Origin of the sequence: Prevotella ihumii (genome assembly GCF_900155655.1) — a bacterium.
Taxonomy (GTDB): Bacteria; Bacteroidota; Bacteroidia; order Bacteroidales; family Bacteroidaceae; genus Prevotella; species Prevotella ihumii.
Genome location: NZ_LT706987.1, coordinates 1,888,852 through 1,903,690 on the forward strand (window position 1 = coordinate 1,888,852; position 14,839 = coordinate 1,903,690).

11 protein-coding genes are annotated in these 14,839 nt (G+C 46.7%); 6 read left to right on the forward strand and 5 right to left on the reverse strand.

Features of this window, described 5'->3' with window-relative positions:
• Positions 1–160 precede the first annotated feature (160 nt).
• From CZ367_RS08525 to CZ367_RS15485, 4 genes are all read right to left on the reverse strand, one after another.
• Positions 161–2,308: a M3 family metallopeptidase gene (locus CZ367_RS08525; RefSeq protein ID WP_077196505.1), complete on the reverse strand. Its 2,148-nt coding sequence runs from the start codon at positions 2,306–2,308 to the stop codon at positions 161–163.
• Between the two features lie 121 nt (positions 2,309–2,429).
• Positions 2,430–2,591 (reverse strand): hypothetical protein, encoded by a 162-nt coding sequence (locus CZ367_RS15480; protein ID WP_154669315.1) that lies wholly within the window; start codon positions 2,589–2,591, stop codon positions 2,430–2,432.
• Positions 2,592–3,084: 493 nt separating this feature from the next.
• Entirely contained in the window at positions 3,085–3,597 is a 513-nt protein-coding gene (locus CZ367_RS08530) for a hypothetical protein (RefSeq protein WP_077196506.1), read from the reverse strand.
• Positions 3,598–3,643: 46 nt separating this feature from the next.
• On the reverse strand, positions 3,644–3,847 hold the full coding sequence (locus tag CZ367_RS15485) for a hypothetical protein (protein ID WP_154669316.1): 204 nt from the start codon (positions 3,845–3,847) through the stop codon (positions 3,644–3,646).
• Positions 3,848–3,860: 13 nt separating this feature from the next.
• Here CZ367_RS15485 and CZ367_RS08535 point away from each other — a divergent pair, with 13 nt between their 5' ends.
• From CZ367_RS08535 to dapA, 3 genes are all read left to right on the forward strand, one after another.
• Positions 3,861–9,455: an alpha-2-macroglobulin family protein gene (locus CZ367_RS08535; protein ID WP_077196507.1), complete on the forward strand. Its 5,595-nt coding sequence runs from the start codon at positions 3,861–3,863 to the stop codon at positions 9,453–9,455.
• A 139-nt stretch (positions 9,456–9,594) separates the two neighbouring features.
• Positions 9,595–10,506 (forward strand): 4-hydroxy-3-methylbut-2-enyl diphosphate reductase, encoded by a 912-nt coding sequence (locus tag CZ367_RS08540; protein WP_077196508.1) that lies wholly within the window; start codon positions 9,595–9,597, stop codon positions 10,504–10,506.
• 94 nt (positions 10,507–10,600) lie between these two features.
• Positions 10,601–11,488 (forward strand): 4-hydroxy-tetrahydrodipicolinate synthase, encoded by an 888-nt coding sequence (dapA, locus tag CZ367_RS08545; protein ID WP_077197409.1) that lies wholly within the window; start codon positions 10,601–10,603, stop codon positions 11,486–11,488.
• A 30-nt stretch (positions 11,489–11,518) separates the two neighbouring features.
• On the opposite strand, the gene CZ367_RS15490 is transcribed toward dapA, so the two are convergent.
• Positions 11,519–11,749: a hypothetical protein gene (locus tag CZ367_RS15490; protein WP_154669317.1), complete on the reverse strand. Its 231-nt coding sequence runs from the start codon at positions 11,747–11,749 to the stop codon at positions 11,519–11,521.
• Positions 11,750–11,932: 183 nt separating this feature from the next.
• Here CZ367_RS15490 and CZ367_RS08555 point away from each other — a divergent pair, with 183 nt between their 5' ends.
• The 3 genes from CZ367_RS08555 to hcp all read left to right on the forward strand — a co-directional run bounded on the left by CZ367_RS08555 (position 11,933) and on the right by hcp (position 14,831).
• Positions 11,933–12,880 carry a glucosaminidase domain-containing protein gene (locus CZ367_RS08555; protein ID WP_077196510.1) on the forward strand — a complete coding sequence of 316 codons (948 nt, stop codon included), beginning with the start codon at positions 11,933–11,935 and terminating at the stop codon, positions 12,878–12,880.
• A gap of 61 nt (positions 12,881–12,941) precedes the next feature.
• On the forward strand, positions 12,942–13,130 hold the full coding sequence (locus CZ367_RS15495) for a hypothetical protein (protein ID WP_154669318.1): 189 nt from the start codon (positions 12,942–12,944) through the stop codon (positions 13,128–13,130).
• A gap of 48 nt (positions 13,131–13,178) precedes the next feature.
• A complete protein-coding gene (gene hcp, locus CZ367_RS08565) occupies positions 13,179–14,831 on the forward strand; it encodes a hydroxylamine reductase (protein ID WP_077196512.1) in 1,653 nt (550 codons plus the stop codon).
• The last annotated feature ends 8 nt before the right edge of the window (positions 14,832–14,839 follow it).

The following is a 14,839-nucleotide window of genomic DNA, read 5'->3' on the forward strand; positions in this document are numbered from 1 at the left end:
AAAAAGGCTCTTCCCAACCAAAAAAATGGTGGGAAGAGCCCAAGTTTTTGCTTTGATAGTTATCTATTTGTTTTGTCGGACGGGTCGGACGGGTCGGACGGGTCGGACTGGTCGGACAAGTCGGACTGGTCGGACAGGTCGGACGAAACTTTATGGCGTTTTACAAGCCGCGAGCCTTGAGCAATCCTGAAGCGTCGGGAGCTTTAAGACCTGTGAAAGCTGAAAATATTTGCATCAAGTCTTTGGTGTTACCGCTGCTAAGAATGTTGGCACGGAATGAGTCGCCCACCTTGCGGGTCAATGCGCCGTGCTTAGCAAAGTAGTCTGCCACGTTTACAGCCAATACTTCTGACCATAGGTAGCTGTAGTAGCCTGCTGCATAACCGCCGCCCCATACGTGGTTGAAGTAAGAGGTAGAGTAGCGTGGTGGTATCTGACTGTTGAGCAAACCTACTTCTTTGAGGGCTTTAGCTTCAAAATCTTTTGCGCCTTCGGCTGTAGGAATGTCCTTTGAGCTGAGACAGTGCCAAGCAAGGTCGACACAGGTAGCAGCGAGGTTTTCACCAAGGGCATAGGCTGCTTGGAAGTTGAGCGAACCGATCATCTTGTCGCGGAGGTCGGCAGGCATTGGCTGGTGGGTTTTGTAATGCTTTGCGTAGTTGTTGAACACTTCAGGTATGCTTGCAAACGACTCGTTAAACTGTGATGGCATCTCTACAAAGTCGCGTGCTACTGATGTTCCGCTAAGGGTGTTGTAGTAGCAGTCTGACAACATTCCGTGGAGGGCGTGTCCAAACTCGTGGAACATTGTTGTTACCTCGTCCCAGCTTATGAGTGTTGGTTTGCCTTCGGGTGCTTTGGCGTAGTTGCACACATTATATATAAGAGGTAGCTGTCCGCGCAATTGGCTCTGCTTGAAGAATGGGCTCATCCATGCACCGCCTCGCTTGGTAGGACGGCGGAAGTAGTCGCAATAGAACAAGGCGAGCTGCTTGCCGTTGGCATCTATCACGTCGAACACCTTCATGTCAGGGTGATAGGTAGGTATGTCTTTGCGTTCCTTAAAGGTAAGTCCGTAAACCTTGTTGGCTGCATAGAATATACCGTTTACGAGTACGGTGTCGATGTTGAAGTAAGGTTTCACCTCATCTTCAGAGAAGCTGTACTGGTCCTTCTTCATCTTTGCCGAATAGTAGAAGCGGTCGTAAGGCTGGAGCTTGAAGTCGGCTCCCTGTGTTTTGCGCGCATACGCCTCTATCGCCTTTGTTTCTGCCTCAGCTTTAGGTTGATATTCCTTGATGAGCTGCTTTAGGAAAGCGTAGGCATTGTCGGTGTTTTTTGCCATTGCGTTGCTCAATGAGTAGTTGGCATAGTTGTTATAGCCCATCAGTTCTGCCTTTTCGGCACGTAGTTTTGCTATTTCTACAACCAATGGATAGGCGTTGTACTGCCCTGTGCCGTCTGTGCGATGGATAGAAGCGTTGTACACACGTTCGCGCAAGGCACGATTGTCAAGGTTGGCAAGGATAGGCTGCTGTGTGGTATTGGTAATGACGATGCAGTAAGGAGCTTTTCCGCCACGGCTTTCAGCGTCTTTCTTACATTGTGCTATGTCGGCCTGACTTAGTCCTGCAAGGTCGTTCACGTTGTTTACCCATATAGTTTGTGCAATAGCAGCCTTTGGAAGCATATTGCCAAAGTCTTGTTGTAGCACAGCCAATCGCTTGTTGATTTCCTCCATCCGCTTCATTTTAGCAGGTTCGAGCAATGCGCCTGAGCGTACAAAGCCTTTGTATATTTCTTCCAAGAGCTTCTTGTCTTCGCCTTGGAGCGATGATAGTTCGTGGTCGTACACGTATTTTACACGTTGGAAGAACTTCTGATTGAAGTTCAACTCGTTTTCAAAGTCGGTGAGCAAAGGTATAGCCTCCTTCTCTATCGCCTCTATCTCTGGTGTCTTGTGCGCTTCGGCTATGGCACTGAAAATGCTTGTGGCACGTGCCAATAGTTTGCCGCTTTCCTCGTACGCCAAGATGGTGTTCTTGAAGGTAGGCTTAGCCTTGTTGTCTACTATCTTTTTTATCTCTGCACGCTGTTCGGCTATACCTGCCTTGATGGCTGGCATATAGTGTTCTGCCTTGATACGGCTGAAGTCTGGTGCGCCAAATGGCAATGTGCTTGCCTGCATTAACGGATTGGTGTACACTGATTTGATGGTTTGTACAGGTTTGCCCACAAAGGCATTTCCCGTAATTGCCCCACACGCCAAAGTAGCGATAAGGACTGTTTTCTTTAAGTTGGATTTCATGACTTTATTTTTGTATGATTCTTATTAGATGTATAGTAGTAGAGCGAGCCTAAAACGCCTTTAGCCCACAAAGCAACAAAATTAAGATAAAAATTTGAATAGCGTGTAAGTTTTGCTACTTTTAACAAAATGAGGGGAATGGGTAGGAATAGTCGGACTGGTCGGACCAGTCGGACCAGTCGGACGCGTCTGACAAGTCTGACCAGTCTGACCAGTCTGACCAGTCCGACCAGTCCGACCAAATTCCTTTTTCGGGCTTATGGCTTGGGTTTAATTCTCCCAATGGGTTTTGCTGTTGTGCGGATTTAACATTTTAATTGCCCAATAGAATTGTTTGATATTTCTTATTATGTATTCTAAATCCCCGTTATTGATAGTATAGAAAGCCAAAGTTCATCTTTGACAAGGGCAAACATATATGTTTTACCCCCTCAACATTGATGTTTGGCAAAGCTAAAGTTCAACTTTTGCCTTCTGAAATACCACTTAATAGTACTTTTCTTGTTCATATTCTTCTTTTATTCGTTCTATATTTCCGTAATCTAAGCAGTATATTCTTGCACACTTTTTTCTGTTTACTCATTACCCATTATCAGTCAGCAATTTACAATTGCACACCCATTTATGCCGCTTTTGTGTATCACGCTTCTTTTCAACGCATATACGCGAATTATGACCCTTGTATTTAACACTTATCCGAAGCAAAACGGAAAAATAGAAACATCCTATAAAGCGTAGTCCCAATGGAGGGGGAGGCCTTAGTTCGTAGGGAGGCTTTAGTTCGTAGGGAGGCTTTCTATGCATGCTTCGCCTACGCTTTCGTTCTCACTAATGGCTTTTACATATCCGTATGCAGCCAGATGGGGTAGGGTGAGCAGTAGGGTGTAAAGCTCTTCTTGGCTGTCTATTGCACCTATGTGGCGGTGGGTATGCGTGCAAACTATTATTCTGTTTTTCGTGTTTTTGTCGGCTATGGCATACCCTACAAATAGTTCTGTGTCAGGTGTTTGGGTAGATTGTTTTTCTGTCAAGTCATCACGCTCCGTTTCTTTCAAATGGCTCAATGGCTTTTCGGCTGTAGTGAGCACATAGTGCAGATAGCCCACCCTACACAATAGTTCGTTACCATCGTATAATGTGGCAAGCTCGTCACTGTTTATCGGTTTTGTTTTCGGTTCACCTATGATTTCCGTCCTCCGCTTTTTGGCACGTTGGGTATGTTTGGCGTATGCCACAACGACGAGGGCTGTGAACACGATGAGGAGAATGTTGATAACAAGTAGGTTCATACGGCAAAGATACATATTCTCTCTTTAAAAAAACATAATTTATTTGCTATATTATATAAAAAGGTAGGAATGTGAGATGAAATTCTGTATATTTGCATTTTAAAGGGGAGGGGTCGGACCTGTCGGACGGGTCTGACAAGTCGGACGGGTCTGACTCGTCCGACAGGTCTGACCAATCGAAGTAATCTGCGAAATCGGACTCGTCCGACCCGTCCGACCCGTCCGACAAAGCTACTCTAAATTCTAACAAATAATATATCGGTATGCGAAAACTAATAACTATTTTGATATTAATGCTTATGGCACCTTTAGGAATTTGGGCGCAAAGCTATGATGCGTTGTGGAAACAAGTAGACGAAGCAGAAGCGAAAGACTTGCCCAAGACACAGATTGGTGTGTTGAAAAAGATTGTGGCTAAAGCTGCGAAAGACAAGTCGTATGGCAACCTCTTGGCTGCCGAACTATTGACCTCAAGTTTGTGGACACAAATATCGCCCGACTCTGTAGAGATAGAAACCAAGCGACTGAACGCCCTCTGCGCCAAAGCCGAGCGTACCGACCCCGTGTTGGCAGCTGTGTACAATTGTGCCTTGGGCAGGTTGTTCGATACAGACAATGACAACCCCGATAAAACAAAAAACTATTACGACAAAGCCATTGCCCAACCTCGGCTCTTGGCAACGCAAAAGATAGATGCCTATGTGCCCTTGATACAGAAAGGCAAGGACGATGCCCTCTTCGGCAACGACCTTCTGCACGTAATAGCCCTTGAAACACAACGTTACGAGGAGGCAAAAACCTATTATGATAAGGTGGGAAATCGTGAGGCAGCGTTCTATATGGCATTGATGAAATGGAACCAAAATCCGAAAGAAGCTACTGCCGAAACGCTTATTAAGACATACGGCGACCTGCCTATCTGCGGCGCTTTGGCTATAAAATTATACCACCTCAAAACAAGCAGCAGCAACTTTACCCCCTCACAACGTATTGCCTACATCGACAACGCATTGAGCCGTTGGCCCTCGTGGCAAGGTATGAAGATGCTTCGTAATGAGCGTTCCCAATTGTGCGCACCTATGTTTGATGCGTATATAGATAAGGAAGTGGGGCTGCCCAATCGTACAAACACAATAAAACAAATACATATAAGAAACATTGCCGACCTGCGCCTTACCATCACCCGCACCACCCTTGATGGCACTATGACAATAGGAGGAGGCGAAAAACATTTGGCACGTATAAAGCAAAGTTGCCTACCCGAGACGGCAAAAACCATTGTGCGCCAATACCCAGGTCATCAGCCTTGGGAAATAGTAGACGACTCTATTGCGCTGCCTCCTTTGGAAAAGGGTGTTTACCTCTTCGAGTTTGCATCTTCATCTAAAGACATCAAACCGCAATACGAGTTGTATTATGTTAGCAATCTGTATGTTATAAGTGAAGAACAACCCAACCATAAAATTCGCTATGCGGTGGTAACTGCCGATACAGGTCAGCCTGTGCCAGGAGCAAAGCTAAGGCTCACCCCCAAAGGGCGTTACGGAAACCCCAACAAGGTAGAAACCCTTACCACCAACGACAAAGGCGAGGCATGCTATACGTATGCCGAAAGCGAGCCCGACTACATCTATGCCTACACCAATGACGATAAGGCGTGCCGTGAAAACAGTCTTTGGAACTCGTTTCTGTTCTCCAAATCTTCGGACGGAAACAATGTTTGCAACCTCTTCACCGACCGCAGCATTTATCGTCCCGGGCAAACCGTTCACGCATCGTTGGTGTACTACCATAGAGATAATAAGCACTTGATAACTAAGGCTTTGCCTAACGAACGACTTACTGTAAAATTGCGCAATGCCAACTATGATATTGTGACCGAAAAAGAGGTAACAACCGACGAGATGGGTACAGCCGCTGTCGACTTCGACTTGTCTAAGGACGGACTGACGGGCAACTTTAGTCTTGTGGTTGACAACCTCGGAACGACCTCGTTCCAAGTGGAAGAATACAAGCGACCAACGTTCCAAGTGGAGTTTGACAAGTACGAACAGCGTTATGCCGTAGGCGACACCATCAAGGTACGTGGTAAGGCCAAGAGTTTTGCAGGCGTTCCTGTGCAAGGAGCAAAGGTGGAATACACCGTAAATCGCCGTATGGCAGAGTGGTATTGGGGATATAGTAACGACATTGAAGAGCTAAGCGATGGCGAAGTAGTAACCAACGAGAAGGGCGAGTTCGAGATAGAAGTGCCGTTGATTTTCCCTGAGAAAGGCGAATTTGAAGACGAGTCATACGCCAACCGCAGTCGCTTCTTCCGTTTCGTTGTGGACGCAAAAGTAACCGACCAAGCGGGCGAAACTCGTGAAGGCAGCACAAGTCTGCCATTGGGCGACAAGGCTACTGCCCTCACTTGCTCGTTGCCCGACAGAATGTTGCGCAACAATTTGCCTACCTTCTTGTTTGGCTATCGCAATGCAGCGGGTGCGCCTATCGAAGGCAAGGTGCGCTATGCCATTGCGCCTTATAAAAAGGACAACAAAGCCTTTGGCAAGTATCAGGAAGTGGCAGCCAATAGCGAGTTGAAGTTGAAAAATCTGAACTCGGGACATTATCAGTTGCACGCCATTTGTGGTACGGATACCCTTACACAAGCGTTTGTTGTATTCTCAATGGACGACAAGCAACCTGTGTACGAAACCCACGACTGGTTCTATGTGAGCGACCACCAGTTCCCACAAGATGGCAGTCCTGTATATGTGCAGGTAGGTTCGTCAGATGCCAATCAGCACATTTTGTACACCATCTGTTCGGGCAATACCGTCTTGGAGTCGGGAACTATCGACCAAAGCAACGCCCTTACCACACGAAAGTTTACTTATAAAACGGAGTACGGCGAAGGCATCACCCTTACTTTTGCGTGGGTAAAAGAAGGCAAGATCTATGCCCATTCGGCAGATATTAGACGCCCTGAACCTGAAAAGAAACTTAACGTAAAGTGGACTACCTTCCGCAATCGCCTTACCCCGGGGCAAGACGAAGAGTGGACATTATCGATTACTCACCCTAACGGAAAGGCAGCCAAGGCACAACTCATGGCTACGCTCTACGATAAGCGCTTGGACGAAATATTGAAGCACCGTTGGTCGCTCGCTCCACGTTTCTATTCGGCTACACCATCGTTGAATTGGAGAGGGTTCGAGTTTGACGATTTCTCAGCAGGTTATGAGAAATTGTATAGTTACCGTACAGTGCCTTCGTTGTCATTTGCCGAGTTCGACAACCGCTTTGTAGACAATTTCGGTCCAATACTTTATTTTGACCGCAGTACACGTGGGTATGATGCCAATGTACTCACAGCTATGCCAATGGCAGAAGCTGCTTCGGCAAAGCGAGAAGTTATGGTACGTGGCGCAAAACAACCATTGTTGGCAAAGACTACAGTCGAGTTAGAAACAAGCTCACGTGTTGAACTTTATGGCGCACGATCTAATGGCGACATCATCACAGCTGAAGACGAAAAGCAGCAAACATCAAAACTACAACTGCGTGAGAACCTTAACGAGACTGCATTCTTCTATCCACGTCTTGCCACAGAGACCGACGGCACCGTGAAAGTGAAGTTCACACTGCCCGAAAGTCTTACCACGTGGCACTTTATGGGTATTGCACACGATGCAGACCTCAACACAGGCTTCATAGAAAGCGACATTGTGGCACAAAAAACAGTGATGATTCAGCCCAATATGCCACGCTTTGTGCGTATGGGCGATGCACCGACGGTGGCTTCACGCCTTATCAATACAGCCGACAAGCAAGTGAAAGGTACGGCAACCATCGAGATTGTAGACCCTGAAACCGAACAGGTGGTTTACACCCAAAGCAAAGATTACACCCTTGAACCCAAAGCCACATCATCGGTCAACTTCTCTCTTGCCTCTCTCTTTGCAGACGATAGCGCACAACAGCTCGCTGCCGACAGACAAATGGTCATCGTTCGCGTGTTTGCAAAGGGCGCAGACTATTCTGATGGAGAACAGCAGTATCTTGCCGTATTGCCTAACAGATCGTACGTTGTGAACACTTATCCGTTTACACAGAATGAAGCAGGGGTGAAAACAGTAGACCTTGGTCGCCTTTTCCCAAAGAATACCACGGCAAAGCGGCTCACAGTGGAATATACCAACAATCCTAACTGGCTGATGATACAAGCCTTGCCATACGTGGGCAACGCAAACGAGATGAACGCCATTAGTCTGGTAACAGCCTATTATGCCAACTCGTTGGCAAACAAGGTGATAAATACGTCGCCAAAGATTAGACAAACCATCGAAAAGTGGCGCAACGAAAAGGGCAGCGAAACATCTATGATGTCGGCATTGCAGAAGAATGAAGACCTCAAAACCCTTGTTCTCAACGAAACGCCTTGGGTTATGGAGGCTAAAAACGAGACTGAACAGAAGCAACAATTGGTGCGCTACTTTGACAAAAACCAACTCCGCAACAATTTAGCCCAATCCTTGAAGGGTTTACAGCAATTGCAAAATCCTGATGGGTCGTTCTCGTGGTGGAAGGGAATGCGTGGCAGCTTCTATATGACCGTGGCTGTGGTGAAGAACCTTACACGTCTGAACACGCTAATGGGGGAAAACGATGCCCAAACACAAAGCATCATCACATCGGCTTTCCGCTTCTTGGATCGTGAGACGGCAGCGCGTGTGGCAGATCTTAAACGTTTGGAAAAGAAAGGCTATAAGCATCTTGCGCCTTCTGACGACCTTTGCGACTACTTGTACAGCAACGCATTGGCTAAACGTGGAACAACGGCAGATATAACCTACCTTATCAACCTCTTAACAAAGAAGCCTGTCGACCTTACCATCTATGGCAAGGCGAACACAGCCGTAATTCTGCAACAGTATAACCAAACCAAGAAGGCTGCGGAATACCTCCAAAGCATCAAGGAATATATGGTTTATAAGGAAGAAATGGGGCGTTATTTCGACACAAAGCACGCTTATTACAGCTGGCGAAACTATAAAATTCCAACGCAGGTGGCAGCCATCGAAGCCTTTAAAACCATCGATCCGACCGACAAGCAAACCCTTCAGGAGATGCAACGCTGGTTGTTGCAGGAGAAACGCACACAGGCTTGGGATACGCCAGTAAATGCAGTAGATGCCATTTGGGCATTTATGGACAATGGCAAATGGACAATGGACAACGGTGAACCAAACGTATTGAAACTTGATGGTGTGCCCATGGAAACTCCGCAAGCCACCGCAGGCATAGGATACATCAAGGTGAGCCAATCCATAGAGCCGACCGCTCAAGACAAAGCAGCAGGCAAGGACGCTATGCCACGCACATTCAGTGTAGAAAAGACCAGCACAGGCACAAGCTGGGGGGCGGTTTATGCACAGTTCTTCCAACCTGCAACCGAGATAGAGGCTGCCAATTCGGGGCTAAAGGTGAAGCGTGAACTGCTACTTGTCAATCATAACAAGGAGCGCGCCGAAGGTAGAACGCTACAAGTGGGCGACAAGGTGCTTGTTCGTTTAACCATCACAGCCGATAGAGACTACGACTTTGTGCAAGTAGTGGACAAGCGTGCTGCCTGTCTCGAACCTGTGGAACAGCTTAGTGGGTATCAGTGGGGCGGCTACTACATCTCTCCAAAAGACAACACCACCAACTACTACTTCGACCTTATGGCGAAGGGTACGCACGTGGTAGAAACTGAATACTTCGTAGACCGCACGGGCATTTACCAAACAGGTACTTGCACCGCTCAATGTGCATACGCACCAGAATACACAGGGCGTGAAGGCGCAAAGAAGATTGAGGTGAAGGAGTAGAAAGCGTTAAAGGAGTTAGGAGTTAGAGCAAAGGTATTGGCTCTAACTCCTTTAACTCCTCCTAACTCTCCTTAACCCCCAAGGGAAGCTCCCCTTAGCGTCTGAAAAACTCCCCCAATTATCAACAACAAAAACAACAATGCTTCAAATAGAAATAGACAACGGCAGTGGCTTCTGCTTTGGTGTGACTACCGCCATAAAGAAAGCCGAAGAAGAATTAGAAAAAGGCACAAAACTCTATTGCTTGGGCGACATCGTACACAACAGTATGGAGGTGGAACGACTGACCCAACGTGGACTTATCACCATCAATCACGACCAACTGCGAGCGCTGCACAATGCCACCGTATTGCTTCGTGCACACGGCGAACCACCCGAAACTTACGAACTTGCTAAGCGCAACAACATAGAGATAATAGATGCCACCTGCCCCGTAGTATTGGCTTTGCAGCGAAGAATAAAAAACCAATACGAAAAGAGCATAGCGACTGACGAGACACTCGACCTTACCCACGACCAACAGGCAGCCGACCGACAAATTGTTATCTTTGGCAAGAATGGGCACGCCGAGGTGTTAGGACTTGTAGGGCAGACCCGCAGCAAAGCCATTGTGATAGAGAAGTTTGACGATGTGAAACGGTTAGACTTTCAGCGCGACATCTACCTCTATTCGCAAACCACGAAGAGCCTTAACGAGTTTCATCGCATCATAGCCTACATACAAGAAAACATTTCGCCCAATGCTACCTTCCGCAGCTTCGACACCATCTGCCGACAAGTGGCAAACCGTATGCCCAACATCTCAACCTTTGCTTCACGACACGACGTAATCGTCTTCGTGGCAGGTCGAAAGAGCTCTAACGGCAAGGTGCTTTTTCACGAATGTTTGAGCGTCAATCCCAACTCGTACCAAGTGGAGAGCGCAGCCGAAATAGATATGCAATGGTTCCAAGGCAAGACCACTGTGGGAATCTGTGGTGCCACCAGCACCCCCAAATGGCTAATGGAAGAGTGTAGAGACGCCATACTGAAAAGCGATAAAAACTCATAGTTTTACAACTTTTTCACAAAGATATGGCACGTAGATTTTGTAAGTTAAAGATTAATGCTTAAATTTGCAGATAAACAAAAATGCACATACAGCTATGCAGAATATATTTCACGGATTGGGTATAGCACTCGTTACTCCATTCACAGCTAATGGAGAGGTAGACTATGAGGCCTTAGAACGACTAATAGAATATCAGTTGGAAAACGGCGCAGACTTCCTCACCATACTTGCTACAACGAGCGAAAGCCCTTGCCTGTCGGCGGAAGAGAAAGACAAGATAACACAAACCATCATCGCTATCGTAAAGGGGCGTGTGCCTATACTGAAATATTGCGGCGGAAACAATACCGCAGCAGTGATAGAAGAGATACGCACAACCGACTGGCACGGCATAGACGGCATACTCAGCATCTGTCCTTATTATAATAAGCCAAGCCAAGAAGGACTTTATCAGCACTTCAAAGCCATTGCCGAGGTGAGTCCGCTGCCCGTCATTCTCTACAACGTTCCAGGACGAACGGGCGTGAATATGACTGCCGAAACCACAGTGCGCATTGCCAACGACTTCCCTAACGTAATAGCTATAAAAGAGGCTTCGGGCTGTTTGGAGCAGGTAGACGAAATCATAAAAAACAAGCCTAAGCACTTCTCTGTGATAAGTGGCGACGATGCACTCACCTTCCCCATGATAGCCAGCGGTGCAGTGGGCGTTATCTCCGTTATAGGCAATGCCTTACCCAAGGAGTTCTCAAAGATGATACGCCTCGAATTTAATGGCGAATACGAGGCAGCTGTGAAAATCCATCATCAGTTCACCGAGCTTTACAAACTCCTCTTTGTAGATGGCAATCCAGCAGGTTGCAAAGCCTTACTCAACGAGTTAGGACTCATTGACAACGTTCTCCGCCTACCCCTTGTGCCCACACGCATAGAAACAAAGAAACGCATACACGATATATTGACAAAAATGAGACTTCACTAACGCTGAAGTCTCATTTTTGTTTATCTATTCTCACATCTTTCTATCCTTCTCCTCTCTTGCTCCCTCTTTTTCCAAATTCTTTCTCATACTTTTACGCTTTATACCGATTTGGGTTAAAGATTCATTCTTGTCAGACGAGTCGGACGGGTCGGACAGGTCGGACGAGTCGGACAGGTCGGACTGGTCGGACAAGTCGGACTGGTCTGACAAAGCAACCTTATGCCCAAATCGCTTATTAGAAGAAAACAAAAAACAGCTCATAAGCTTCAAAAATAATAGCGAAAACACCCAAACTGTTCTAACCACCGATAGGGGCTTCATTGCATTATTTATCCTCTACGGGCAAAGGAATACACGCTAAGAATCAATGTTTTTCGTGCTTTTTCTTTGTATTTTCGGCTAAAAACTTTATATTTGCAGCTGTATCACCCACGAGTTTGATAAATGAAGCGAATAATCCTCATATTTTTTACCCTCATCTCCTTTGTCTGTATTGCCATTGGTGGACCTACCTACAAGTGGAATCAGGCTTTCCAAAACTACTTCGATAAATACAAATCGCTTGCCATTCGCGAAATGGTGCGCTACCATATCCCTGCCAGCATTACCTTAGCCCAAGGCGTATTGGAAAGCAGCGCAGGGCAAAGCCGATTGGCAACCTTGGCGAACAACCATTTTGGCATAAAATGCCACGGGTGGACAGGTCGCACCATATCGCACGATGACGACCTCCGAGGTGAATGTTTCCGCGCTTACGACTCAGTGTTGGAAAGTTATGAAGACCACTCTAAGTTTCTCACCTCACGAGCTCACTATCGCAACCTATTCTCGCTCGAGCTCACCGACTATAAGGGTTGGGCGCACGGACTAAAGCGATCAGGCTATGCCACAAGTTCTACCTATGCGCCAAAGCTCATCGCCATTATAGAGCTTTACCGACTATACGAATATGATGACCCATCGCTTTACAAGCCAGAGATAGCTCCGCACCCTACTAAGCCTATAGAGATACCACTGCCAAAAATTGATGTTAAGGACGCTCCTAAGTTTCATAAAGTGCGAGCTTTCAACAACAATTACTACATCGTGGCAAACAATGGCGACACCTTTAAGGCGATAGCAAAAGAGTTTGACACCCACGCATCAAAGTTGGCTAAATACAACGAACGTGACAAAAAAGAAATCTTGCGCGAGGGCGACATCGTATGGTTTAAGAAAAAACAAAAGCGAGCACCTAAGAAGTATCGCAATGCACCCCACACGGTACGCCAAAACGAAAGTTTATACATCATAGCCCAACTCTACGGCATACGACTTAAAAATTTGGCTAAGATGAACAAGAATGCCGTAATTCGAGGCATAAAGGTGGGCGACCAAATAAGAATTTATTAAGGCTGGTTCTATAAACCCAAATCGGACGTCAGACCAGTCGGACCAGTCAGACCAGTCGGACGTGTCAGACGTGTCAGACGTGTCCGACTGGTCAGACAAGTCAGACAAGTCAGACTGGTCTGACTGGTCCGACTGGTCTGACGTCCGATTTGGGTTTAAAGAACCAGCTTTAAGAAACTTTCCTTTTTTAACTATCATTAACCATCATAGAGTAACAATTGTTACCTTCTGCCCATTGTGGAAAGCCTAACTTTGCAGCCATAAAAACAAAACAAACAGAACAAAAAGAAATAAGATTATGGCAGAGAACAAGATGTTTTGTTTCCAATGTCAGGAAACAGCGAAGGGAACAGGTTGTACTATTCAAGGGGTATGTGGTAAGAAAGCCGACACAGCACGTTGGCAAGACCTTATAGTCGGTGTGAGTCGTGGTATTGCTACCATTGCACACACACTGCGCACAGCAGGCATAGAAACCGAACAAAAGGTGGGCGACTACCTTACAGAGGCACTCTTTATCACGATTACGAATGCAAACTTTGACAATCAAGCTATACTAAATAAGGTAGACGAGGGTGTGGCTATTAAGCGTGAATTGATAACCCTTGCCAAGGCTAACAACGTGGCGTTGCCTCCTTATCAAGAAGTACAATGGGGTGGCGAAAAGGCTGATTATGAGGCTGAAGGCAATCGACAAAATATTCTACGTACTGAGAATGAGGACATTCGGTCGTTGAAAGAACTCACCATATTGGGGCTAAAAGGCATGGCGGCTTACTACGAGCACGCTGCACACTTGAGCCATCGCGACCCTAAGCTCATTGCTTTCTTAGAAAAAGCCCTTGCCGTAGTTACCAATCCTGAGGCTGATATGGACACATTGCTTGCTCTTGTTTTGGAAACAGGTGAGAAAGGTGTGGCGGCTATGGCACTCTTGGACGGGGCAAACACCTCGGCTTATGGCAATCCTGAAGTAACAAAGGTGAACATTGGCGTAGGTACGAACCCTGGTATTCTTATTTCGGGACACGACTTAAAGGACATTGAGCAGCTTCTTATTCAGACCGAGGGCACGGGAATAGACATCTATACCCACGGCGAAATGTTGCCTGCGCACTACTATCCACACCTTAAAAAGTACAAGCACTTGGTGGCAAACTATGGCAATGCGTGGTGGCAACAGAAAGAAGAGTTTGCTAAGTTTAATGGTCCTATCGTCTTTACCACCAATTGCATTGTTCCTCCACGCCCAGGAGCTAACTATGCCGACCGTGTATTTACCACCAATGCAGCGGGTTACCCAGGGTGGAAGCACATCAAGGCTGATGCGAATGGCGTGAAAGACTTCTCTGAAGTAATTGCTATTGCGAAAACTTGTCAAGCTCCTGAAGCCCTTGAACAAGGCCACATTGTAGGTGGATTTGCTCACGGACAGGTGTTTGCATTGGCAGACCAAGTAGTTGAGGCGGTAAAGACAGGTGCTATCCGTAAGTTTATTGTAATGAGCGGTTGCGATGGTCGACAGAAAGACCGCAGTTACTACACCGAGTTTGCAGAACAGTTGCCACACGACACCGTAATTCTTACATCGGGTTGCGCTAAGTTCCGCTACAACAAGTTGCAGTTGGGCGACATCAACGGCATTCCACGTGTGTTGGACGCAGGTCAGTGCAACGACTCTTACTCTTGGGCAGTGGTGGCATTGAAGTTGAAAGAAATATTTGGTGCAAACGACATCAACGACCTTCCTATCGAATTCAACATAGCTTGGTACGAACAAAAGGCAGTTATCGTATTGTTGGCATTGCTCTCATTGGGCATTAAAAATATCCATATTGGCCCAACGCTTCCTGCCTTTGTTTCGCCAAACGTATTGAAAGTATTGGTAGAAACCTTTGGCCTCGGTGGCAATACCACTGTGGAGGAAGATTTGAAGAAGATGGTGGGTTAAGCCAACTT